Below are 24,721 nucleotides of genomic sequence, written 5' to 3' on the forward strand. Positions count from 1 at the left end.
AGGTACATACTTGGAGGCGTATTTTCCCAAAATGCTGTTGCGGCAAAAAAGCTACGCATGCCATAAAATTCTTTATTCTTTATTTAATGGCACCTCATTCTGGTAGGTAATTGAAGTGCCCAATATCGGATAGAACACTCCTTAATGACGTCAATAACAACCCAAGCCTTTCTGCTAAAACAGCTATGAGCAGTCGAGAACGTATCGAGCAACATTTCTTCAATAGCGCCCAGCTCAAATTATCGGCCATGAAAACCCTGGCGCCCTACATCGAACGCGCCGGCCACCATCTATTGGAAAGCCTCCGGCATCGTCATAAAGTTTTAAGTTGCGGTAACGGTGGTAGCGCGGCCGATGCCCAGCATTTCTCCTCAGAACTCGTTAATCGCTTCGAACGGGAACGCCCCGGTTTACCTGCAATCGCTCTGACTACGGATTCTTCGGCCTTAACTTCTATTGCTAACGATTACCATTATGATAATGTCTTCGCTCGCCAGATCGAAGCCTTGGGCAATGCAGGAGATATCCTTCTGGCTATTAGCACCAGCGGCCACTCAACCAATGTTATCTGCGGAATTAAAGCCGCCCATGACTGTGAAATGACTGTTATTGCCTTGACCGGAGGCGATGGCGGTAAAATCGCCCCTTTGCTGACTGAACGGGATGTGGAAATCCGCGTGCCTGCTCACAATACCGCCCGTATCCAAGAGGTACACCTGCTCGTGATTCACTGTCTATGTGATCTGCTTGATCATGGCCTGTACCCGGAGAAAAATCCATGAAATTCAGTCTCACTCTTTTACTATTTTGCTTCATAATAACTTTTCAAGGCTGCGCTGCTGTGGTCGCCACCGGAGTCGCCGCTGGCGCGGCTACCGGCATTTCCACAGCCTACGATCGCCGCACTTTCAATACCGTTATTGATGATCAAAGTATTGAACTCAAGGCCAGCGCTGCCCTCCGCAATGATCAGGAACTCCATGAAAATACTCATATTAACGTTACTAGCTATAATGGCATCGTTTTACTGACAGGAGAAGCACCAGACGAGGAGTTCAAAAAAAAAGCCGCGGAGCTAGTTAGGCCGATTCCAGACGTCAAGCAGATCTACAATGAAGTGGCTATTCTGGCGCCCAGTTCCCTAGTCTCCCGCTCCAGCGACTCCTGGATCACCACCAAGGTTAAAACTAAAATGACTGCTGCGAAGGGACTCAATCCCGCTCGCATCAAGGTGGTGACTGAGCGGGGCACGGTTTACCTAATGGGGCTGGTAACCACCCAGGAGGCCGAGCGGGCCGTTGCTGTCACCAGTCATACTGGCGGCACCCAGCGAGTCGTCAAAATTTTTGAGTATTTACACGAAACCGCCCTTGAACAATAGCGCTCCGACCACCACGCCAGAATTCCTGGCGGCCCTTATCCAAATCGTGGGCAAGCAACGGGTTCGTTTCAATCCAGCCGATTGCTGGCCCTATGGTTATGACAACAGCCGCCGGCACGCCTTGCCCGAATGGGTTGTCTTCGCCCTCACCCACGAAGAAGTTCGCGCCCTTGTCCGTCTCTGTAATCAAGCCCACGTCCCCATCGTTCCCCGCGGACGGGGGACCGGCACGACGGGCGCGACAGTGCCGATCGGTGGCGGTCTAGTGCTTTCCCTAGAGCGTATGAACCGCATCCGTATGCTTGATCCTACTAACCGGGCGATGGTGGTAGAACCTGGCGTTACCAATCAAGAAGTTCAAATAGCAGCCAGCCAGCAGGGATTTTTTTGGCCCCCAGACCCCACCAGCGCCGCTTTCTGCACCATTGGCGGCAACCTCGCCTATAATTCCTCCGGCCCGCGTGCGGTAAAATATGGCACTCCCCGGGAAAATGTGCTGGCTCTTCGGGCCGTTACCGGTACCGGAGAAGAGATTCGCTGCGGCACCTATACCACTAAAGGGGTCGTGGGCTACGATCTTACCCGGCTGCTTATCGGCTCGGAGGGAACCCTTGCGATTATTACCGAGGCAACCCTTAGATTAACGCCCTTACCCGAAGCTAAACGAACCCTCCGTGCCGCCTATAAGGATACGGAAAGCGCGGGTCAAGCGGTAGCGAATCTAATGAGCCAGCCCCTCACTCCCTGCGCCCTGGAATTGATGGACCGTCAGGCGGTAACTCTGGTGCAAGCACAAGGTGGGATCGAACTGCCTCGGGGGACGGGAGCATTACTCATGATTGAGGTGGACGGTCCAACTGCGGCCATGGAAGACGCCGTCGCGAAACTCAAAAAAGTAGCCGCTAACGGAGGGCTGCTAGAAATTGTCGCGGCACGCACCCCCCAAGAGAGCAAACAGTTATGGGCAGCCCGCAAGGCTCTTTCGCCCGCCCTGCGCACGCTGGCTCCCAAAAAAATCAATGAGGATGTAGTGGTTCCCGTCTCCTACTTACCGGCGCTTATTAGCGGCCTTGAAAGGCTGGCCAAGGAATTTGCCATCATGATTGTCAATTTTGGCCATGCAGGTAACGGTAATCTCCACGTTAATTTATTGACCGATCCGGATGATCCTGGCGAAAGGGAGCGCACAAAACAATGCCTAGAGCATGTTTTTGAACTGGTTTTAAGCCTCAAAGGCTCCCTTTCCGGGGAACACGGAGTAGGATTGGAAAAGCGCGATTTCGTGGCCCGAGAGCTCGATCCTGCCGCACTGAAGCTAATGGGACACATTAAGGCCCAGTTCGACCCCCAGGGGATACTCAATCCACAAAAGACGCTCCCCTTAAAATCATCACCTTAGATTAAATACCTTGAGACTCATTTATTGCGCACCGAATCTTTTGCTGGTGAAACATTTTCAAAATTTACTGGACTCTCACGGGATTGCCTGTATCGTAAAAAATGAAAACCTTAATAGCGCAGCTGGCGAGCTCCCTCCCACGGAATGTTGGCCAGAACTTTGGCTTACTGACGAGACAAACTACGACAAAGCTACCCGGCTTTTACTCCCCAATGGGGATGGGAAGATTCAGCCACCTTGGACCTGCCCCCGCTGTGACGAATGGTTAGAAGGACAGTTCGATCAGTGCTGGAACTGTGGCGAATACCGGATTAGCTAGAGAATTCCTCAGATATTGCAATTATCTTCCGCCCGGAAATATATCTTCTTAAAGTTCCTCCCTTTAAACACGATAAACATAATTGAACGCCTAACCGTTGTTTTGTGTGAACGTAAACGCAAAACAACTAGAAGCCATTAGATTAACCTCTTTACGTACCTCTTACCCCATGGAAAAACAAGTTAGCTGCGAGTACCTAAAACCTGGAATGTATGTTTCCCAACTAGATCGTCCTTGGGTGGAGACGCCTTTCTTGTTTCAAGGCTTTTTCATCAAAAGCTCCGAGGACATGGATGAGCTTCGGAAGCATTGCCGCTATGTATATATAGACGTGGAGCGAGGGGTAGATGCTGAGCAAGAGACGGGCCCTGCTTCCGACCAAAAAATTGCTGCTAAACCGGCGCTCTGCCCCAACCAGGCGGTTACCTATGAGGACACCGCTTCCTTTGAGGAAGAATTCCCTACCGCCAAAAAAAATTACCAGCAAGCCTGTACGCTGATGAATTCCATTATGGACGAAGTACGTGCGGGTAGGAAATTAAATACTGCTGCGGCGCGGGAGATCGTCAACAAAACAATGCCCGGTATCCTGCGTAACCCTAATACCTTCATGTGGTTATCCCGGCTTAAGAAGCAAGACACCTATACGTATGCTCATTGCGTCGATGCTTGCACATTGGCCATCGTCTTTGGCCGCCATCTGGGTTTGCCACGGGAAGAGTTAGAAATCCTCGCCCAGGGAACACTCCTCGCCGACATCGGTAAAATGAAAATCCCACCAGCTTTATTACAAAAAAAGACCCGCCTTATCCCAGAAGAGTTCGCTCTCATTAAAAGGCATGTCCACTATACGGTGGAAATTTTAAAAAAAACCGAAGGAATCAGCGAAGAAGTTATCGAGGTCGCTTATCACCACCATGAACGCCATAATGGCAGCGGCTATCCTCAGGGGTTAGGGGGCGACAATATACCTTTGTACGCCCGAATAGCAGCTATTGCTGACTGTTATGATGCCATGACTAGCAACCGCCCTTACGCTAGGGCACTATCTCCCCATACCGCGATCCAAAAATTGTATGAATTTCGCAACGTCGATTTTCAGGACGAACTAGTAGAGCAGTTTGTGCAATGCCTTGGAGCCTATCCGGTAGGAACTCTCGTTGAGCTAAGTACAGGGCAAATTGGGGTCGTGCTGGCGCAAAACCGAGTCCGGCGCCTGCGCCCCCAAGTGATGATACTGCTCGATGCTGATAAAAAGACCTGCAGTTCTTACTCTGTTATCAACCTACTCCATGAACTTGATGATGAGAAAGGTAATCCTCTCATGATCACAAATGTTCTGGAAGCGGGCGCCTATGGCATCAACCCCAGGGATTTTTATCTATAAGCGCCCTTATTTCTTGCAACCATGTCCCTTCCAAATCTGCCTCAACCCCAGCGGGATACGGTGTTGGCAAGGCTGCGCCACCATCTGCAATCACCCCATCCCCAACTGTTGGGCCTGCTCACTATCAAGCTGTGCCGTTTCCGGGAGATCAACACCACTTTTGGCTACCAGGCAGGAGACTCGCTCTTAGCCCAGTTTGCAGAGCACATTCGCGAGCATATCCGCCCCCAGGATGAGCTCGTTCGGGTTGGAGATGCAGAATTTAGCCTCATTTTGCCCTCCCTCCATACCGGAGGCCAGGCGTTGCTAGCCGCCAACCGGGTATGGGCGCTGGCTCAACAATACCCCTTTACCGTCAATGGCCATACGCCGTTGCCCCACGTTGCCATGGGTATCGCCCTTTGCCCCGAGCATGAAAAAGAGCCCGAATCACTGTTGCGGGCAGCCGATCTAGCCTTGGCGGAGGCGCAAAAGACGGGCAACCCCTATCACATTTACCATTCCCGGTTGCTGGAAGTAGCAAGGGACGATCTCGTACTGGAAGAAGAATTAGAGCATGCCCTTGAAAACGATGAATTCAGGCTGTTTTTCCAGCCTAAAATAGCCTTCTCCACCAATCAGATAATGGGAACAGAAGCCCTGATCCGCTGGCAGCATCCCACCCAAGGAATGATCCCTCCCGGCAAGTTCATACCTCTAATAGAAAAAACCGCGCTTATCGAACCGGTGACCTTATGGGTGCTCAATACTGCCCTGCGCTACTGCGCGGAATGGGCTAAAAAAGGGGCTCCTCTCTCCGTGGCCGTTAATTTTCCGCCTACCTTATTAATAAACCCGGAGATCGTCGAGCTAGTAAGGCAAGCTCTCCAGATATGGGGAACTCGCCAGGGGGGGCTTATCCTCGAGGTTACGGAAAGCGCCGTGATGACGGATCCCAAACGCAGCCTTGAAACGCTCCAGCACCTTTCGAACCTTGGCGTTAAACTGGCCATTGACGATTTTGGAACTGGCTACTCCTCGTTAGCCTACCTAAAAAACATGCCTGTCAACGAGCTTAAAATTGATAAATCTTTCGTGGACGAAATGGCTGCTAACCAAAACGATAGCCTTATCGTACAAGCCGTGACTGATCTGGGACATAATTTTGATTTGCAGGTAACGGCCGAAGGCATCGAGGATCAGGCTACCCTAGAAGGACTTCGGGACATAGGTTGCGACTATGGGCAAGGTTATTTCCTTGGACGCCCCATGGCACCTCAAAATTTGGAAAATTGGATGCAAGAATCGCCCTGGGGCACGGCTATCAAAGCAACTACGGCATAGGACGCCGCTTCGTAAGAACCGAAGATTGTCCTTACCCTCTCGGGGACGGCTCCCACCCTCCTCGCAAGATCGGCCGTCTTTAGCATGGACAGACATGGCGCTTACGGGGAATTTCCCCCAATGACATCAGCCCCTTCCGGGGGAGTAAAAACAAACAGGGAAGGGTCAAGAGAAGGATTGATTTCAAGTTTGGAAAAAACAAGCCGGGTGGTGCGGCCAAAACTGTCGTGCAGTTCCATTTGGCGCAAACCATCATCATCAAATCCCAGCAGTAACCGCTCGAAGGCAGCCTCCTTATCACGAGGCCGCAGTTCCACCCAAGCCAGGTGGTTACCAGAGGGGAGATTGCTGATGCTGAAATTCTCTACGGGTAGGCGCTTACCGGATAGCAGCAAGGCGGGTGTATCTCCCAGCGCCGACGCTTGGTTTTTAACCGTTACCTGCGCCAGGTCGGGATCATAAAACCAGACATGTTCCCCATCTGCCACGATCGTCTGGGAAAAAGGTTTATGATAGTCCCAACGGAATTTACCAGGGCGTTGCAGGAAAAAAACGCCTCGGCTCTCCTCCATAGGCTGATTACGCTCATCTAGCAAGATCTGCTGAAATTCAGCGCGCAGGCTATGGGTCTTTTGCAGGAAAGTGTCTAGGCGGGCTCCAGGTTCCTCCGCGCGCAGAGTAAAAACCAGACTACCCAATATCATCCCTAACAGGGCTCCTTGAAACCCTAGCCTGCTTCGATAGAAATTTTTAATAAACACTCGCTTTCGCCTTAATTCTCTGGCGGAGGAGGCGCCAAGACTTCCCGGCTTCCATTGGCTTGCATGGTGCTCACGACACCACTATGCTCCATGGCTTCGACTAACCGCGCCGCTCGATTATAGCCAATCCGCAGCCGCCGCTGAACCCCTGAGACCGAAGCCCGCTGGGTTTCGGTAACCACTCGCACCGCTTGGTCGTAGAGAGGGTCATTTTCCGCTTCCAAGCTCCCGATCGATCCATTAGCGCCTTCCCCAAGCTCATCTATTCCTTGGGTGATTTCCTCCAGATATTGGGGCGCCCCCTGCTGCTTAAGAAACTCTACTACATTATGAACTTCGTGATCATCCACAAAAACGCCATGTATCCGTCCAGGCATGGCTGTTCCTGGCGGCAGATAGAGCATATCTCCCTGTCCCAGCAGTTGCTCTGCCCCCATTTGATCCAGGATAGTTCTAGAATCCACCCGCGATGCAACTTGAAAAGCCATTCGGGCTGGAATGTTGGCCTTGATGAGGCCCGTAATCACATCCACGGAAGGCCGTTGGGTAGCGAGAATCAAATGAATACCGGAGGCGCGGGCCTTTTGAGCCAGGCGGGCAATTAATTCCTCCACTTTTTTCCCTACCACCATCATCATATCCGCAAGCTCATCTATGACGACAACGATTAAAGGTAGAGGCTCTAACAACAAAGGTTCCTCATGGGGAGGAGATGAAGACAAGGGGTCCTTCAACGGCTCGCCTGCTCTAATGGCCTCGCGTACTTTACGATTAAATCCAGCCAGATTACGAACCCCCAAGGCCGCCATTAACCGGTAGCGCCGTTCCATCTCCGCCACGCACCAACGCAAAGCATGTCCAGCTTCACTCATATCAATGACCACGGGAGCCAACAGGTGGGGAATGCCTTCATAGACCGAGAGCTCCAGCATTTTAGGATCAATCAGAATTAAGCGTACCTGTTGGGGAGTAGCCTTGTACAGAAGACTTAAAATCATGGCGTTAATGGCCACGGATTTACCCGATCCGGTGGCCCCCGCCACCAGCAAGTGGGGCATCTTGGCAAGATCCGCAACGACCGGATGACCGCTGATATCCTTACCCAGAGCTAGGGTCAGAGAGGCCCGGCTTTCAAGATAAGCAGCGCTATGCAGAACTTCCGAAAGGTACACGATTTCCCGAGTCTCATTAGGAATCTCTAGGCCCACCACCGGCTTGCCAGGGATAACCTCGACTACCCGAACGCTCAATACCGATAATGCCCGGGCTAAATCCTTCGCCAGTCCAGAGATTCGACTGACCTTAACTCCCGGTGCCGGCCGCAATTCAAAACTGGTAATAACCGGTCCCGGATGGACGGCCACTACGTGTACCTCCACTCCAAAATCTTTCAGCTTCTCTTCTACTTGGCAGGACAAACGCTCAAGCGTTTCCTTAGTATAGCCTCCCTGGAAGGAAGAAGGCTTATCCAGCAAGGAGAGGACCGGAAGTCCTTCTCCTGCTGAAGGTTGAAACACAGGCGGAGGCTGTTGCCGTGCTTGCCGCGGGCTTATCTCCGTCCGTGGCTTCACTTCCCTTCCGATTGGAGCAGCTTCCTTAATCGGGGCAGGGTTCTCTTTGATTGAAGCAAGCATTCTAGGTGGAGCGGGCTCCTCCCGCATGGAAGCTACCTCCCCGCCTGGAATTGCTGCTAACTCGCCTATAACCGGTTCAATACGTACTTTGCTTCGTTGCTTCTCAAGCCTAGACTTACTCTCCTTTTTCTCATCAGGCGCCCTTTTTATTTCCGGCATCTTGGGCAAGTGAGTTAACTGCCCGCTAATTAACTTGCCCCAATGCCCTATATGCCCAAACAGCTCTAAGGTATAGCGGCCGGTGATATCCATCAGCCACACCCAGGAAAGGCCTGTCAACAAGGTCACACCGGTAAGCAACAAGGCTAATAATAATAAGATTGTCCCCAAAGAGCCAAACATACCCAGCAGGCCATATCCTACTATTTTGCCTAGAATACCTCCCTCAGCCACCGGCAGACTTCCTGGAGACGCAGGGAAATGCAGCGCAGCAAGACCGCAGGCCGCACCCAAAGCCAAAATAAATCCAGCAATCCTTACTACCCAAAACTGAAGCAAATCCCGATCTTGGCTTCCTCCGCTACGGGTCAGCAAAAAATAGCCACTGTAAATCATCGTAGCCGGCAGCAAATAAGCTGGATGGCCCAACAAATAGAGGAGAAGATCAGCGAGCCAAGCCCCAACCTTTCCTCCTTTGTTATGCACTACCTCAGTGCTGCCGGTGTGGGACCAACCGGGATCGGTGGCAGTATAAGTTGATAAAGACAGCAATAAATAAGCTGCCAATGCCAAGCATACGATAAACGCCACTTCTTTAAGGCGATGACGGATATGAATGCTAACCGGGGTACGCTTGGAACGTTTAGTGATGGGAGAAGCTTGAGCCATAATATTTAATGGGGTTGCAATACTAAAAACCGAAGACTTGTCAAATCCTAATAAATATACTTTCCTATTCCTGCCAAAACCCTATCGGCGATAGACGGAGCGTCTGCTCGACCTTATTTAGCAAAAAAGTTAGTACCTTTTTAACAGAAGCATCCTATAAGGGTCCTATTATCGTAAGAGCGGCGGCGCTCCGTAAATAACTATCTATCTCTTTCCTCGTCCGCTTGAACTAGGCGCTGGCCGTGAGGGACTCCCGTACCGCGGCGTGGACCACTGCTCCCGCCTTAATGTTGATTCCGGCCGCCAGTGCAGGGTGGTTGTTCCAGCCTTTTCGGGACAATATAAGCACATAGGGCAAAAGTGCCGAAGATAATGCTTGAGAAGCACTGCGGGGAACGGCACCGGGCATATTCGTCACTGCAAAAGGGACTACCTCCTCCCAAATATAGGTAGGCTCGATATAGGTAGTGGGGCGGGTGGTTTCAACACACCCCCCTTGGTCAACAGAAATATCCACTACTATACTGCCTGGTCGCATGCCACGCACCATTTCCGCACTCACCAACCGCGGCGTTCGCGCTCCGGCTTGCAATACCGCGCCGATAAGCAAATCCGCACCCGCAATAGCTTCTTTTAACCGCTCTTGGTAAGGATAAAGGGCCGTTACATTCTGACCCAGATGATACATTTGAGCCAATCGGTCACGGCGGCGCTCAAACACAATAACCTCACTGCCCAAAGCCGCAGCAACCGCAACAGCGCTCCGCCCAGCCGTCCCCGCCCCCAAAATGACTACCCGCCCGCGGGAAACTCCAGGGAGTCCGCCTAGCAGCAAACCTTTCCCTCCCTGGGATCTGTGTAATAAGGTGGCGCCAATTTGAATGCTCAAACGACCGGCAATATCACTCATGGGTATCAATAGCGGCAATTCATCGCCCACTGCCACGGTCTCAAAAGCCACAGCCGTCAAGCCAATCTCCACCAAGCACTGAGCTAATTTGGGTTCCGCCGCTAAATGCAGAAAAGAGAATAATAAATGGTCAGCACGGAGCAGATCCAACTCCGGGCCTATGGGCTCTTTAACCTTGACGATGAGCTCTACAGTATCATAAAGAGAGCGAGCATCAGGGAGAAGAGTAACCCCGGCGGCCTGATAGGCATCATCAGGATAACCGCTCGGATCGCCCGCGGCGCGCTCAATAAACACTTCATGTCCCTGTTGCACGAGTTCCGCTGTCGCCTCGGGTACTAAAGCAACCCGTCCTTCCAACGTCTTGATCTCTCGCGGGATACCTATGCGCATACGCTCTCCTTTACCTCTTTAATGACTACGCGTAATATCTAAGGTTTACCATAAATTAATGTTCTGCCGCTCAATTAATTTAATATGTCTAAAATCAAACACTGTCGACTCCTTATCCTCGGCTCGGGCCCAGCAGGCTATACAGCCGCCGTCTACGCTGCCCGTGCCGCCCTTGAACCCGTGCTTATCACGGGTGTGGAACAAGGGGGCCAACTCATGACGACCACCGATGTGGACAATTGGCCTGGCGATGACCAAGGAGTCCAAGGGCCAGAGCTGATGGAACGAATGCGCAAGCATGCGGAACGCTTTGGAACCGAAGTTATCCTTGAACACATCAATGAAGTCGATTTTTCCCAGCTTCCTTTTTTACTCAAGGGCGATACGGACCATTACACCGCAGATGCGCTTATTATTGCTACTGGCGCCTCAGCTCAATACTTAGGTTTACCTTCAGAAGGAGCTTATATGGGACGAGGCGTTTCCGCCTGCGCCACTTGCGATGGCTTTTTTTACCGCGGTAAACCCGTCGCCGTTATTGGTGGCGGCAACACGGCGGTTGAAGAAGCACTTTATCTCTCCAATATGGCTGACCATGTCACGGTAGTCCATCGCCGGGATAGATTCCGGGCTGAAAAAATCCTAGCCAACCGGCTGCTGCAAAAAGCCGCTAAAGGCAATGTCACCATTGAATGGAATCATGTTCTGGAAGAAGTGCTTGGAGATGAAGCGGGAGTCACCGGTATCCGTATCAAAGAGGTCGATACCAATCAGACGAAAAAACTTCCTTTACACGGGGTGTTTATCGCAATTGGTCATAAACCCAATACCGATATATTTACCGGCCAGTTAGCAATGGAACAAGGATATATCCAGGTACGGGGCGGCTTCAAGGGTTTTGCCACCCAAACCAGTGTCCAAGGCGTTTTTGCCGCAGGCGATGTGATTGACCCTACCTACCGCCAGGCGGTGACCTCCGCAGGTACTGGCTGTATGGCCGCGCTGGATGCGGAAAAATACCTAGATGGCCTGGAGGAGCAATAAACTTCCGTTTAATTCGCACTGCTATCTCTGTTAACAGCGCCGCCTGAAATCCAGAAAGGTTTGAAAATACCGTCACCCTTCCCAAGCAAAGAAACGAGTCGGCAAAAACCCTGGCTGCCATAGAAAAATCACTGCCAGAGATGATGACTATCTCAAGGCGCGAATTTGCCGGACTGATAAGAGACCGTAGAGGAACAACATTGAAATGAACCACCTAAAGCTCTAATGGTTTATTCCGCCTGCTTCCAATAACCTCCATGCCGCCGAACACTGTTTTAGTAAGAGATTACCAGCGCCCTTTCTTAAAATGGGCAGGCAATAAATATCGCCTCTTAACGCGGATTATCTCCGTGCTTCCCCCAGGGAAACGCCTCATCGAACCTTTTGCCGGATCGGCAGCCCTTTTTCTTAATGCGGAATATGAACATTATTGGGTTAATGATATTAATCCCGATCTCATTGCACTTTACCAAATCCTTCAACAGGAGGGTAAAGAATTTATCCACTACGCAGGCCGTCTTTTTACCCCCCCTAATAATACGCCCAAAACTTATTACAAGCTGCGAGCACGCTTCAACACCACCGCCGATCTTACCGAGAAAGCAGCTCTCTTTGTGTACTTAAACCGCCATGGCTACAATGGTCTTTGCCGCTATAGCCGTTCGGGCATTTTTAATGTCCCTTTTGGCCGCTATCAACGGCCTTATTTTCCCTCTAAGGAAATGATGGCTTTCCACATCAAAGCTAGGCGGGCTAAGTTTACCTGCCTGGATTTCCGCAAAGTCCTTGCCCGTATTAGGCGCGGTACCATCGTTTACGCTGATCCGCCTTATACCCCTCTAAGTCAGACAGCTTGTTTTACCCACTATAGCGGTAACGGCTTTGGCCCCCAGGAACAGAAGGCATTAACTCAAAGCGCGCAGCGGCTCGCTAAACGGGGAATTCCCGTTCTAATTTCTAACCATGACACCCCGTCCGTCCGCCAAGCCTATTGTAACGCCCAATTAACGGACTTTTCTGTCACACGATTGATTAGTTGCAAAGGCGCTCAACGCACGCCGGCGAATGAAGTTCTCGCTCTTTTTATCTAGGCTTTCCCTTCATCAGGAGAGATAGCAAAGCACACCTACTGGCCCATGTAGGGGTTAGTGGGTTCACTTCTTCAGGCTACGGGGTATACATGCCCCTCAGCGGCCTATTATACCGGGCACCCGATATCCCACCCTAGCGGCCTCGATACCTAAAAGCCTCATTTCTCAGCCCCATAGCGCTGGCCAAGCGGGACGACAGTCCCCCTTTGGGCTATGGCTCCTTCCCTGAGGGTCTTATTCAACACACCCCTTAGTCCGCCTTCTGTACAGAGAAGTTGACAAGGGGGAGGGGAGAGGTAAGGGATTGAATTGAGGTCGATTGTTAGTGTTTTTAGGGGGTGGGGGGTAGAAGTGTTACATAGCTGAAACAAGGAGCGAGGGGGAGCGGGGGGAGGAGAGGGTCTTTCCGGGGTGCGGGGGATAGGAATGGTGTGTAGTAACAAGGGCTTAGAAGGTTTGGCATGGACTTAGCAATGTCTAGGGGCAGACAAGGGATGTCAAGGACAGAGCTTCCCACAGAAAAAGGGGATACCTGATGAGTAAACACGCTTGAGAAGGGCGTAGCAGGGCCAACACGGCGCAGGGACAGGCGCACCCAGACAACCAATGCTAAGGAGCACATTTGATGAAACACACTACCCTTATGATGAGCGCGGTTGTAGCCGCCTCCATGCTAAGCACCTCCGCCCTGGCGCTAGACCGGGCCAATACCTCCGAGAAAGGCAGCCTCTTGGTGTTCCCGAAAATCGATGTGAGTGGAGAGCGCAATACGATTATTCGTCTCCAAAATGATTACTCCGATTCGGTGAGTTTGAAGTGCTACTGGAAAAACGGCACCAAGCACTTTGCTGATTTTCAAATCAAGCTGACCAAGTTTCAACCCATCTGGCTCAGCGCCCGGGATGGCAACGGGACCTACCAAGTGCCGCCCTTTCCCACCGCCACCAACCAGCGCTACCTGGATAAAATAGGTCTCAGTGGTGGTGAACATGCCACCCCCAGCAAGGTCTCCTTGCCCGAGAACGCCACCCATACCGGCGAGCTGCAATGCTGGGCGGTGGATAGCGCCGGGGCCAGTGAAATTCGCTGGAACCATCTGGTTGGCACCGCCACCGTGGTCGATGCCTCCCAGGGAACCGCCTATGAGTACAACGCCTGGGGCTTCCGCTGCCTGGTGGGCGACAATGGGGAGGCATGCGTGGTCGCCGATGCGGGTCAACTGGACCTCAATGGCAGCGAATACGAAGCCTGCCCCAAAAAGCTCATTAGTCAATTTACCCCAGCGGGCAGAGAGATGGGTGGGTTTGATGTCCAGCGCAATGAGCTGACCCTGGCCTCCTGCAATCAGGACCTGACCGAAGAGCAGCAATACCACTTCAGCTTTTTGAAGTTTAACGTCTGGAACGAGCAGGAAGTTAAATACACCGGCGCCTACCAGTGCATAGACAGCTGGCATCAGGGGCTGCTCGATGAGATGCAGAACAATGGGCGTAACTTCTCCGCCGCCAGCCTCAAAAGCGATGTGGCCCGCTTCAAGGTCAAGGCGATGAAGGGCAGCGTCTGTGAGCGTGCCGATAACCGCAAGACCTTCAACATTGACGAGAGCATTGTCACCGAAGAGGCCGGGCTGCTCGGGGTCATGGCCACCACCTACGGCATCGGGGAAGAGGTGGGCATCGCCCAAACAGGCACCACACTGCACATGCTCGGTCAGATGGAGGGCTTTATCCTCTACGATCCCGCCGATGGGGAGATTGAGGAGCGTCCCGCTCGCTAAGGCCAGCGCTCAACTAGAACTAGAATCCATCTAGCATACATCTTTTATCCAGGGGTCCGCCATACCAGGCAGACCCCTTCTTTTATAGGGGCCGTTAACACCGCTAGGCTCCCTCCGATACAGCGCCTTGGGCTGCCCGGCGATAGAACAGGCTTGTCCCTGTACCCCCCCCTTAACGCCCACGAGCTTTCATCAAAACGCTACTCAGCAGCCCTCCTCCCTCTCACCCCCCTTAGCATCCTCAAGTTTTCCCGCTATTGGCAGATAACCCTCTTACGGGATGAGGGTGTTGACCGCCCAGGACCCACGGCACGGAAAGGGGAAACAATTATTTTCCCCAACGCCTCAAGTCCCTCATCCCCAGTCCGATATAAATAGGGAAAGGATAGCGCCCGAAGGCGCCAATCAAGACACAACCATGCTAAATGCTAAGGAGCACGATTGATGAAACGTTATACGCTAATACTCGGCACCGCAGTGGCCGCCTCTTTGTTAAGCACCCCCCTCCTGGCCCTGGACCGGGCCAATACCTCCCAAAAAGGCAGTTTGCTGGTGTTCCCGAAAGTGGATGTGAGCGGGAATCACAACACCCTTATTCGTATCCAGAATGACTATTCCGACTCCGTGAGCCTGAAATGCTACTGGAAAAATGGCACCAAGTTCTTGAGAGATTTTCAACTTGAACTGACCAAGTTTCAGCCCATCTGGATCAGCGCCAAGGACGGGGGTGGCACCTACGCTGTACCGCCGTTTCCTGTGTACCAGCCCGCAGTTGAGGGCCAGGACGCGGTTCCATACCAGCCTGAGGAGACAGACCCCGATACTGGTGCGGTTATCACGCCTTCCCAACCGGCCCAGCCCGCGATTCCAGCCCAGCCCGCACAGAATATCAATCAAGACTATCTGGATAAAATAGGTTATACCATAGACGAGAATGGCGACATCTCCCCTTCCGGTTCCAGCGAAGTCGGGCTGCCAGCCAATGCCACAACGGCAGGCGAGCTGCAATGCTGGGCGGTAGGCGCCGGGGGCGAAATTCGCTGGAACCATCTGGCTGGCTCGGCCACCGTGGTGGACGCCACCAAGGGAACGGCCTACGACTACAACGCCTGGGGTTTCCGCTGCCTGGTGGGGGGCAATGGCGAGGAATGCGTGGTAGCCGATGCGGGTCGACTAGACCTGGATGGCGCCGAATACGAAGCCTGCCCGAAAAAACTCATGGGCCATTTTAGCCCGGCGGACGAGGAGATAGTGGATGGCGTTTTTGTGACCCAAAATGAACTGACCATTGCCTCCTGTAATCAGGATCTGGATGTGGCGAACCAGCAGTTTCATTTCACCATGCTAAGTTTTAACGTCTGGAACGAGCAGGAAGTTAAATACACCGGCGCCTCTCAGTGCATGGACAGCTGGCATTCTGGACTGCTTGGTGAGATGCAGAACAATGGCGAGCACTTCACCGCCGAGAGCCTTATGAGCAAGGTAGCCCGCTTCAAGGTCAAGGGGTTCAAGAGCACGACCTGCGAGCAGGCGGATGACGAAGACACCTATGAGGTTGACGAGAGTATCGTCACCGAAGACGCGGGGCTGCTCGGGGTCATGGCCACCACCTACGAGTTTGGAACAGGGACTGGCTTTTACGACGAGACAGGCACCTCCCTGCGCGGGGTAGGCAACATGAACGGCTTTATCGCCTACGATTCAGATGGGGAAATTGAGGAGCGTTCCGCCCGCTAAGCTACCCCTCAGCTCTCAAGCAGCGCTGGCGGTCAAGAACAACGCTGATATTCAACCAACCACGGGCCCGCCTCAAAGGCGGGCCTTTTCTTGTGTGTAGCTCCTTCACCGGTCACTGCGAATGCCTGCGAAAAGCGTCAACCGCTAAGTTGGCCTCCCTGCTACCGCACGCCTTTTGGGCTTTCCCGGCGCCAGCCTGGCCGACCTCCTGCCCCCCCCGTAACGCCTACGAGCTTTCATCAAAACGCTACTCAGCAGCCCTCCTCCCTCTCACCCCCGTTAGCATCCTCAAGTTTTCCCGCTATTGGCAGATAACCCTCTTACGGGATGAGGGCGTTGACCGCCCAGGACCCACGGCACGGAAAGGGGAAACAATTATTTTCCCCAACGCCTCAAGTCCCTCATCCCCAGTCCGATATAAATAGGGAAAGGATAGCGCCCGAAGGCGCCAATCAAGACACAACCATGCTAAATGCTAAGGAGCACGATTGATGAAACGTTATACGCTAATACTCGGCACAGCAGTGGCCGCCTCTTTGTTAAGCACCCCCCTCCTGGCCCTGGACCGGGCCAATACCTCCGAGAGAGGCAGCTTGCTGGTGTTCCCGAAAGTGGATGTGAGCGAGAATCACAATACCCTTATTCGTCTCGAGAACGATTATTTCGAACCCGTGAACCTGAAATGCTACTGGAAAAATGGCACCAAGTTCTTAACCGACTTTCAGCTGGAGCTGAAAGAAAACCAGCCCATCTGGATCAGCGCCAAGGACGGAAAAGGCACCTACGCTGTACCGCCGTTTCCCCAATCCAGCAATTGGGACTATGTATCTACGGTAGATGACGATGAGGATCATGGCGAGTCTTATTTCTCCAGCCCAGTTCAGTTACCAGACGATGCCGCGCAGAAGGGCGAGCTGCAATGCTGGGCGGTGAACGGGGCCGGGGACAGCGAAATCCGCTGGAACCATCTGGCCGGCTCAGCCACCGTGATGGACACTGCCGATAACACCGCCTTTGAGTACAACGCCTGGAATTTCCGCTGCCTGGTCGGTAACACAGGGGACGAATGCGTGATAGCCGATATCGGCAAGCTGGACCTGGATGGCGCCGAATACGAAGCCTGCCCGAAGAAACTCGTCGGTCATTTTAGCCCGAAAGAGACCGATCTTGTTAAGAGCGAATTGGGGGCTGATACTCTTGGGGACCTTCAGGTAACCCAAAATGAGCTGACCATTGCCTCCTGCAATCAGGATCTGACCCAGGACCAGCAGTTCCACTTCACCAAGCTGAAATTTAATGTCTGGAACGAGCAGGAAACCAAATACACCGGCGCCTATCAGTGTATGGATAGCTGGCACTCAGTATTGCTCGATGGTGGCATTCAGAACAATGGTGACCACTTCACCGCCAATAGCCTCCGGACCGATGTGGCCCGCTTTAAGGTCAAGGGGATGAAAAGCAGCGTCTGCGAACGCCCGAGTATCCAACCGTCTGGCTACTTCCCCTTCTCTGCTGAGGCCATTGTGACCGAAGAGACCGGGCTGCTAGGGGTTCTGGCCACCAACTACGATATTGTGGCTGTGGATGACGCCGAAGCAGAACCACCAACCACAAAAACAGCAAAAGGCGCGACAGGCTCCCCACTGCACATGTTGGGTAAAATGAGCGGCTTTATCACCTACGACCCAGCAGAACCGATTGAGGAGCGTCCTGCCCGCTAAGGCTAACGCCCCCTCAAACTTTAACAACACTGACCCTTCCTCCAGGGGCCCGCCTTAAAGGCAGGCCCCTTTTCTTATGGCTCTAAAAAAGCGCCGTAGCTCCACGGAATTGGTATCCCGTGACTCCCGATGCAACGCCTCTAACCTTTTCCAGCAACATACAATTTCTGGCACGCCAGGCGCTAGCTAGCACCACGGGCCTGCAAGTGAGCTAGACGCACCGGCGCAGGAGGATGAGAATCATAAACCGCCGAATGGAGGGGATCGGGAGTTAAGGTGCCTGCATTTTCTTGATAAAGTTTGACTAAGGCCTGGGCTAACGCCTGACTATGGGTCATGTTAACGGCGAACTCATCCGCTTCAAATTCATAACGGCGGGAGAGATAAGTCAATAAAGGGTGAAGAAAAAAGGTGAGCACCGGCGCTACCAACATAAACAATGCCAAAGCCATATAGTGAGAAGGATAGCCAACGCCTAGGCCCTGGTAAAAGGCGGGCTGGGCACTCAGCCAACCTAATAAGGCCAGCCCGGCAAAGCTAAGCAGCGCCATCATGCTTAAATTTTTAAAAATATGGCGACGCTTAAAATGGCCTAGCTCATGGGCTAATACGGCCTCAATTTGTTCCGGATTGAGGGACTCCAGTAAAGTATCGAAAAAAACGATCCGCTTATTGTTCCCAAGCCCGGTGAAATAAGCATTACCATGCCCGGAACGGCGCGAGCCGTCCATCACAAAAATGCCCTGGCTTTTAAAACCACAGCGGGCCAGCAAGCCCTCGACCCGCTGTCTGAGGCTCTCATCCGGCAGGGGTGTAAACGTATTAAACAGAGGGGCAATAAAGGCAGGATAAGCCCACATCATCAAAAAAACGAAACCTAACCATGACAGCCACAGATACAGCCACCAGTAATTCCCCGCATGCTCCATCAGCCACAGAGCACCCGCCGCAAGGGGAACACCCAGCATGAGCATTAGCGCTCCCTGTTTGAGGAAATCCTGAAAAAATAGCGTCCCTGTCATCCGATTAAAGCCAAATTTTTGTTCTAGCACAAAAGTTCGATAAATTCTCACCGGCAGCTCAAGTAAGGTTCCGATCAACACAAAACTGAGCAGTACGGCAACCCCCGTCCCAAGGTCACTCCAACCCAGCTTCCGCCACAGACTATCCAGCCATGTCAGCCCCCCGCCCAGGGTCCACAGCAACACAATCGCAATGCCTAATCCCTTGCTAGCGATACCTACCTGGAGCTTGGCTACCGTATAGTCAGCCGCTTTTTGATGGGCTGCCAGTGAAATATGATCCTGAAAAAGCAAGGGAACCTGGGCCCGATGTAACCGCACATGGCGAAACTGGCGGCGCGCCAACCATACTTCCAAGATCCACATCAAACCGAGAAAAGCTAAAAACAGAACACTATAGAGATTCATGGCAATCATCTTAAATTGAAACCTGTGAGGGAGAGTAGCTTCTGATAGAATGCGGTGCAAGTTATCTTACATTGATTGGCGACCCAGCTATGACCCAGGACTCCAGCAACTTAATCTGGCTAGATCTAGAAATGAGCGGTCTTAATACGACCCAGGACGTTATCCTCGAAATCGCAACCGTAGTGACGGATAGTCAACTTAACGTTATCGAGGAAGGGCCCGTGATTGCTATCCATCAAAAAAACACCATTTTAGATAATATGGACGAATGGAATACCCGCCAACATCATAAATCCGGTCTGGTCGAACGGGTACGCCAAAGCCTCATCAACGAAGCAACCGCCGAGCAGCAGACGCTAGCATTTTTAAACCGCCATACCCCTGCCAATAGTTCACCCATGTGTGGCAACAGCATTTGCCAGGATCGGCGTTTCCTGGCCCGTTACATGCCAAAATTGGAGGCCCATTTCCACTACCGCAACTTGGACGTCAGCACCCTTAAAGAACTGGCTAAACGTTGGGCACCAGAGATCGCTAAGGGGTTCAAAAAAGAAAATACTCATCTTGCCCTAGCCGATGTCCATGAATCCATCCAGGAACTGCTTTATTATCGAACCCATTTCCTGCACTTGCCAGATTAACAGTTAATCCCTCTCTTCCTGGCGGATTGGAACGGCTCTTTTGCGTCGTTGCTCTTCCAAAGCCCACATTACATGTTCCCGCACTAAAGGCGACGGATGATCAGCGCGGGAACGGAGAGCATGAACAATCTCTGGGCGGGGCGCGGCGTTGCCCAAAGCCACGGCAATATTGCGCAGCCAACCCACATACCCAATGCGGCGAATCGCCGAACCTTCGGTTCGGGATAAAAATTCCTCCTCGCTCCAGGCGAACAAATCCAGCAATTGAGGGGCTTCCAGTCCATGTCGAGGGTGGAAATCCTGCTCCCCGGTTACCTGGGCATAACGATTCCAGGGACAAATGAGCTGGCAATCATCACAGCCGTAGATCCGATTGCCGATCAAAGGCCGCAGAGATTCTGGAATAGCGCCGCGCAGCTCTATAGTCAGATAGGAAATACAGCGGCGCGCATCCAGCTGATAAGGCGCCACAATGGCCTGGGTAGGACAAATATCGATACACGCCCGGCAACTTCCGCAATGGCTGGTTGTTGCCCCATCCAGCGGCAAAGGTAAATCGGTATAGATTTCTCCGAGAAAAAACCATGAGCCAACATCACGGGCCAGAAGATTGGTATGCTTGCCGATCCAGCCTAGTCCCGCCTTTGCCGCCAACGCCTTTTCCATCACCGGAGCACTGTCGCTAAAAACCCGATAACCAAAAGGCCCAATAGCCGCTTCAATTTGCTTTGCCAATTGCTGGAGCCGCTTCCGCAATACTTTATGGTAATCCCGCCCCAACGCATAACGGGAAATATAACCACGGGAATCATCTTTCAGAATATGCCAAGGATTATCCTCCGTCTCAGGCCAGTAATCCATCCGTGCTGAAATAACTCGCAGGGTTCCCGGAACCAATTCCTCGGGGCGGGTACGCTTGAGACCATGCCGGGCCATATAGTCCATCTCTCCATGGCGTCCAGTCTGAAGCCAGGCCAATAAATGCTGTTCAGCCTCCCCCAATTCAATATCGGCGATACCTACCTGCTGAAAACCTAGCTGACAACCCCACTGCTTGATGTCAGCGGCTAGGGTATGAAGATCGGGCCCCGTTTTTTCTACTCCATGCATGACGTTTATAGTTTCATTGCTGATGATGGCTTCCCCGTTGTCGAGAAGGACTGCCCGTTTCTTAAGCTATTACGGAGTTTTTACCTGCCTTACGCAAGCATCTACTGGCTGCCTTTCCATCTTATTTGAAGTTTAAATGATGAGCTTCCTATGGATGTCAGAGCCAACCTACGCTTGTAGCCTCGCCCGATCCGGGCAAGGGTTTCCCCTGGATTTTTGCTACTATAGGCTGGATTCCTACCCTAGCTCAGGGTAGAACCACCCGTACATAGTATTAAACGCTGGTAAGTACTGACCCATAAGATCCCTGCTCCTCATTTCAAAATAACAACATCCATCGAGGTACCCCAAATGGCTATTCTCCCCCTTAATTTATACACAGCTGCCCAAGTACGTGAATTGGACAGGCGCACCATTGAAGAGTTTGGCATACCTGGCGCCACGTTAATGGAACGGGCTGGTAAGGCTTCCCTAGAACAACTACGCACACACTGGCCACAAGCACAACGCTTAGTGATTGTCTGCGGGGTCGGCAACAATGGTGGCGACGGCTATGTCCTGGCCCGCCTAGCCCGTAAGGCCGAAATGTATGTATCCATCTATCAGCTAGGCGATGATAGCAAGCTCGGTCCCGATGCCCAAGCCGCACGGCAAATGCTATTAGACAGCGGTATGGAAATCCTTCCCTTCCAACCCCAAGCACTCCGCTCCGCGGATGTGGTCATAGATGCTATTTTCGGCACAGGACTCAGCCGGGGAGTCACGGGCCAGTGGGCCGAAGCTATCGAAGCCATCAATGCCTGTGGACAACCGGTGTTTGCCATGGATATCCCCTCTGGGCTCCATGCCGATACCGGGAATATCCTGGGTGTCGCCATCCAAGCCCACGTGACCGCTACCTTTGGGGGTCTCAAACAAGGGATGTTCACCTATCTGGGTCCGGATTACTGTGGCGAGATTACATTCGACTCCCTTAGTATTCCTCCCGAAGCCTATCATGGGGTAGCACCTTCGGCCCGCCGCATTATCCTGGAAGATCACATCACCAAACTCCCTTCCCGTGCCAAGGCAGGCCATAAAGGCGATTACGGTCATGTTGTTATCATTGGAGGCGAAAGAGGAATGCCAGGGGCCGCACGCATGGCGGGGGAAGCAGCTTATCGGGTAGGGGCGGGGCTGGTCAGTATCGCCACCCGGGAGAAACATGCCTCCCTACTCAACCTAGCCCGCCCAGAATTAATGTGCTACGGGGTAGAAAGCGCTGAAGAGTTAAAACTGTTGCTGAACAAGGCCACTACCATTGTCGTTGGCCCAGGCCTAGGCCAGGATCTTTGGGGTCAAACGATGCTCGCCGAGGCGCTTAACCATTCCCATCCTCTGGTAGTGGATGCGGATGCCCTTAATCTGCTAGCCAGTCAGCCCCATCAGCATAACCGTTGGATCATGACCCCCCATCCCGGCGAAGCATCACGGCTGCTGAATATTAATATTGAAGAAATACAAGCAGACCGTTTTGCCGCGGTCCAAGCCCTTCAACAACGCTACGGCGGGGTTGCGGTACTCAAAGGAAACGGGTCTCTGGTATGTGCCACGAATCATCCCCTAGGGCTATGCACGGCGGGCAATCCAGGCATGGCCAGCGGTGGTATGGGGGATGTCCTCTCCGGGGCCATCGCCGGCCTGCTGGCGCAAGGACTGACCCTGAGTGATGCAGCCCATTTAGGGGTAACGATCCATGCTATGGCTGGCGATCGCGCTGCCCGTGAAGGAGGTGAACGGGGTCTGCTAGCAGGCGATTTAATGGAACATTTGCGACGACTGGCCAACCTTCAACAAATGGGCCAATGATGGAAGTCATTTTAGTCAACGAGGAAGCTACCCTCGCCTTAGGGACTCGCTTGGGCACTGCCTGTAGAAAGGAAGGGGCCATTATTTTTCTTCAGGGAGCCCTAGGAGCCGGGAAAACCACCCTGGCCCGGGGGATTTTGCAAGCCCTTGGGCACCAGGGAACGGTCAAGAGTCCCACTTATACTTTGGTTGAACCCTATCTCTTAAACCAACAGCTCATCTATCATTTTGATCTTTATCGCTTAACCGATCCACGGGAGTTGGAATTCATGGGTATCCAAGATTATTTCGCTCCGGGGGTCATCGCTCTTGTGGAATGGCCAGAGCGGGCGTTTGACTGGCTTCCGCCTGCGGATCTCCAGATGTCCCTGGAGCACCTTGGTAGCAGAGGCCGATCAGTCCGCCTGGAGGCTAAAACGGAACGGGGGCAACATTTGCTTCACCCTAACTATAATAGAAATTAATTGCTAGAAAGCTTGACAAGAACACATCCTATCTATAAAAAAACAATAGAGAATTATTATAAATAAACTTGCCATTATAACCAAGGATGGTTAAAGATTGGCCCTAAAATAGTCGATATTCCACTTACCGTGAAACGAATAATCTACTTTTTACTATGCCTAGTGCCTGTCCTGGCTTTCGCTAGGGTACAGGTACAAGATGTACGGGTATGGTCCGCTGAGGAAAAAACACGGCTGGTCTTGGATTTAAGCGCCCCCGTGCAGCATCGGGTTTTCACGCTGGCGAGTCCCCATCGAATTGTGATTGATCTCGCTAATACCCGCTTAACCCAGCCTCTACCGTCCAATAGCCATAACAGCAAGCTGCTCCGTGGTCTCCGTAGCGCTAATAAGAGCACTGGAATTCTGCGAATAGTCCTTGAGCTATCCCATGCTGCGCGTGCCAAAAGCTTTTCGCTCAAACCCTATAAAAACCATAGTCACCGCCTAGTCGTTGATTTAACCCGAACTGGCAAGAAAAAATCACAGAAAAATCCCGTGCAAACGGTCACCACCACCCATAAAATTAAAGCAGGCTCTGACAATAAAACCCCTACAAACAGCGCTCCCCAGAGAGTCAAAAGGGAAAAAAATCAGCCAAAGTCTACTACGATTGTAGCTGCTGCCAGGGACAAGCCGCGAGACATTGTTATTGCCATCGATGCGGGTCATGGAGGCGAAGATCCAGGGGCTATTGGCCCCCAAGGAACCCAGGAAAAGCAGGTAGTACTGGCTATTGCCCAAAAACTTGCCCGGCTGCTGGAGCGAGAGCCAGGCATGCGTCCGGTGATGATACGCACGGGGGATTACTACGTCGGTTTGCGAGAGCGGATCAATGAAGCCCGTCAGCATAAAGCGGATCTCTTCATTTCCATCCACGCCGATGCTTTCACTCATCCTAAAGCGCGTGGCTCTTCCGTCTATATTCTCTCTGAAAAAGGGGCCAGCAGTGAGGCTGCACGCTATCTCGCCCAAAGGGAGAATGAATCGGAATTCATCGGTGGTGTGAATTTAAACGAGAAAGGCGATCTCTTGGCCCGCGTCCTGCTTGACTTATCCCAAACCTCCACCCATGAAGCAAGCCTGGAAATAGCGGATACCCTCCTGGCTGGACTCAAAAATGTTGGCCAGGTTCACAGCCAGCACGTCCAGCATGCCGGCTTTGCCGTACTCAAATCTCCCGATATTCCCTCGGTACTGATAGAAACCGCTTTTATTTCCAACCCCCACGAAGAACGGCAACTGCGCAGCCAACACCATCAACAGCAATTAGCCAACGCGATGATAAATGGCATCCGGTATTATTTCTATAGCAATCCCCTGCCAGATACCTTCCTCGCTCAGCGCCGCCACATCATCAACCGCGGCGATACCCTTTCTGGTGTTGCCCAGCATTATGATGTGAGTCTCAATCAACTGCGTTTAGCTAATGATCTCAAGGGCGACCGCATCCAGGTAGGAGATATCTTGCTGATTCCCTAAAT

At 52.4% G+C, this 24,721-nt stretch carries 20 protein-coding genes; 15 read left to right on the forward strand and 5 right to left on the reverse strand.

Annotated elements, in window-relative coordinates; genetic code table 11:
- The first annotated feature begins 185 nt into the window (after positions 1 to 185).
- From NWAT_RS13370 to NWAT_RS13390, 6 genes are all read left to right on the forward strand, one after another.
- Positions 186 to 782, forward strand: a complete 597-nt coding sequence (locus tag NWAT_RS13370) for a phosphoheptose isomerase (RefSeq protein ID WP_013221581.1) — start codon at positions 186 to 188, stop codon at positions 780 to 782.
- Positions 779 to 1,381: a BON domain-containing protein gene (locus NWAT_RS13375; RefSeq protein WP_013221582.1), complete on the forward strand. Its 603-nt coding sequence runs from the start codon at positions 779 to 781 to the stop codon at positions 1,379 to 1,381. Before NWAT_RS13370 ends, NWAT_RS13375 begins: the two co-directional genes overlap by 4 nt.
- Positions 1,371 to 2,780: an FAD-binding oxidoreductase gene (locus tag NWAT_RS13380; protein ID WP_013221583.1), complete on the forward strand. Its 1,410-nt coding sequence runs from the start codon at positions 1,371 to 1,373 to the stop codon at positions 2,778 to 2,780. The genes NWAT_RS13375 and NWAT_RS13380 overlap by 11 nt, the downstream gene beginning before the upstream one ends.
- A 46-nt stretch (positions 2,781 to 2,826) precedes the next feature.
- Complete coding sequence (locus NWAT_RS16355; protein WP_232420140.1) at positions 2,827 to 3,099, forward strand: putative signal transducing protein; 273 nt, start codon at positions 2,827 to 2,829, stop codon at positions 3,097 to 3,099.
- Between the two features lie 169 nt (positions 3,100 to 3,268).
- Positions 3,269 to 4,486 carry an HD-GYP domain-containing protein gene (locus NWAT_RS13385; RefSeq protein ID WP_013221585.1) on the forward strand — a complete coding sequence of 406 codons (1,218 nt, stop codon included), beginning with the start codon at positions 3,269 to 3,271 and terminating at the stop codon, positions 4,484 to 4,486.
- A gap of 21 nt (positions 4,487 to 4,507) precedes the next feature.
- The gene (locus NWAT_RS13390; protein WP_013221586.1) at positions 4,508 to 5,809 is read left to right on the forward strand and encodes a putative bifunctional diguanylate cyclase/phosphodiesterase; all 1,302 of its coding nucleotides are present in this window, start codon (positions 4,508 to 4,510) and stop codon (positions 5,807 to 5,809) included.
- Positions 5,810 to 5,910: 101 nt separating this feature from the next.
- On the opposite strand, the gene lolA is transcribed toward NWAT_RS13390, so the two are convergent.
- The 3 genes from lolA to ald form a co-directional block, all read right to left on the reverse strand.
- A complete protein-coding gene (lolA, locus tag NWAT_RS13395; protein ID WP_013221587.1) occupies positions 5,911 to 6,570 on the reverse strand; it encodes an outer membrane lipoprotein chaperone LolA in 660 nt (219 codons plus the stop codon).
- An 11-nt stretch (positions 6,571 to 6,581) separates the two neighbouring features.
- Positions 6,582 to 9,032 carry a DNA translocase FtsK gene (locus NWAT_RS13400; RefSeq protein WP_013221588.1) on the reverse strand — a complete coding sequence of 817 codons (2,451 nt, stop codon included), beginning with the start codon at positions 9,030 to 9,032 and terminating at the stop codon, positions 6,582 to 6,584.
- A gap of 229 nt (positions 9,033 to 9,261) precedes the next feature.
- A complete protein-coding gene (gene ald / locus NWAT_RS13405; RefSeq protein ID WP_013221589.1) occupies positions 9,262 to 10,335 on the reverse strand; it encodes an alanine dehydrogenase in 1,074 nt (357 codons plus the stop codon).
- Positions 10,336 to 10,419: 84 nt separating this feature from the next.
- Between ald and trxB the strand changes: the two genes are divergently transcribed.
- The 5 genes from trxB (at position 10,420) to NWAT_RS13430 (ending at position 17,705) form a co-directional block, all read left to right on the forward strand.
- Positions 10,420 to 11,379 carry a thioredoxin-disulfide reductase gene (trxB, locus tag NWAT_RS13410; RefSeq protein ID WP_013221590.1) on the forward strand — a complete coding sequence of 320 codons (960 nt, stop codon included), beginning with the start codon at positions 10,420 to 10,422 and terminating at the stop codon, positions 11,377 to 11,379.
- A 257-nt stretch (positions 11,380 to 11,636) separates the two neighbouring features.
- Positions 11,637 to 12,470 (forward strand): Dam family site-specific DNA-(adenine-N6)-methyltransferase, encoded by an 834-nt coding sequence (locus tag NWAT_RS13415; RefSeq protein ID WP_013221591.1) that lies wholly within the window; start codon positions 11,637 to 11,639, stop codon positions 12,468 to 12,470.
- A 625-nt stretch (positions 12,471 to 13,095) separates the two neighbouring features.
- Positions 13,096 to 14,247 carry a hypothetical protein gene (locus NWAT_RS13420; RefSeq protein WP_013220986.1) on the forward strand — a complete coding sequence of 384 codons (1,152 nt, stop codon included), beginning with the start codon at positions 13,096 to 13,098 and terminating at the stop codon, positions 14,245 to 14,247.
- Between the two features lie 444 nt (positions 14,248 to 14,691).
- Positions 14,692 to 15,984, forward strand: coding sequence for a hypothetical protein (locus NWAT_RS17635; RefSeq protein WP_013221592.1), 1,293 nt, complete (start codon positions 14,692 to 14,694; stop codon positions 15,982 to 15,984).
- A gap of 491 nt (positions 15,985 to 16,475) precedes the next feature.
- Positions 16,476 to 17,705 (forward strand): hypothetical protein, encoded by a 1,230-nt coding sequence (locus NWAT_RS13430; RefSeq protein ID WP_013221593.1) that lies wholly within the window; start codon positions 16,476 to 16,478, stop codon positions 17,703 to 17,705.
- A 182-nt stretch (positions 17,706 to 17,887) separates the two neighbouring features.
- Here NWAT_RS13430 and NWAT_RS13435 read toward each other — a convergent pair whose 3' ends face one another.
- On the reverse strand, positions 17,888 to 19,135 hold the full coding sequence (locus tag NWAT_RS13435; protein ID WP_232420142.1) for a M48 family metallopeptidase: 1,248 nt from the start codon (positions 19,133 to 19,135) through the stop codon (positions 17,888 to 17,890).
- Positions 19,136 to 19,224: 89 nt separating this feature from the next.
- On the opposite strand from NWAT_RS13435, the gene orn reads away from it, so the two are divergent.
- Positions 19,225 to 19,776 (forward strand): oligoribonuclease, encoded by a 552-nt coding sequence (gene orn, locus NWAT_RS13440; protein ID WP_013221595.1) that lies wholly within the window; start codon positions 19,225 to 19,227, stop codon positions 19,774 to 19,776.
- A 3-nt stretch (positions 19,777 to 19,779) separates the two neighbouring features.
- Here the strand turns inward: orn and queG are convergent, their stop codons facing one another.
- Positions 19,780 to 20,886, reverse strand: coding sequence for a tRNA epoxyqueuosine(34) reductase QueG (gene queG, locus NWAT_RS13445; protein ID WP_013221596.1), 1,107 nt, complete (start codon positions 20,884 to 20,886; stop codon positions 19,780 to 19,782).
- Between the two features lie 351 nt (positions 20,887 to 21,237).
- On the opposite strand from queG, the gene NWAT_RS13450 reads away from it, so the two are divergent.
- From NWAT_RS13450 to NWAT_RS13460, 3 genes are all read left to right on the forward strand, one after another.
- Positions 21,238 to 22,734: a bifunctional ADP-dependent NAD(P)H-hydrate dehydratase/NAD(P)H-hydrate epimerase gene (locus NWAT_RS13450; protein ID WP_013221597.1), complete on the forward strand. Its 1,497-nt coding sequence runs from the start codon at positions 21,238 to 21,240 to the stop codon at positions 22,732 to 22,734.
- Complete coding sequence (gene tsaE / locus NWAT_RS13455; RefSeq protein WP_013221598.1) at positions 22,731 to 23,198, forward strand: tRNA (adenosine(37)-N6)-threonylcarbamoyltransferase complex ATPase subunit type 1 TsaE; 468 nt, start codon at positions 22,731 to 22,733, stop codon at positions 23,196 to 23,198. The genes NWAT_RS13450 and tsaE overlap by 4 nt, the downstream gene beginning before the upstream one ends.
- Positions 23,199 to 23,327: 129 nt before the next feature.
- Positions 23,328 to 24,719 carry an N-acetylmuramoyl-L-alanine amidase gene (locus tag NWAT_RS13460; protein ID WP_013221599.1) on the forward strand — a complete coding sequence of 464 codons (1,392 nt, stop codon included), beginning with the start codon at positions 23,328 to 23,330 and terminating at the stop codon, positions 24,717 to 24,719.
- Positions 24,720 to 24,721 lie beyond the last annotated feature (2 nt).

The organism is Nitrosococcus watsonii C-113 (assembly GCF_000143085.1).
Classification (GTDB): domain Bacteria; phylum Pseudomonadota; class Gammaproteobacteria; order Nitrosococcales; family Nitrosococcaceae; genus Nitrosococcus; species Nitrosococcus watsonii.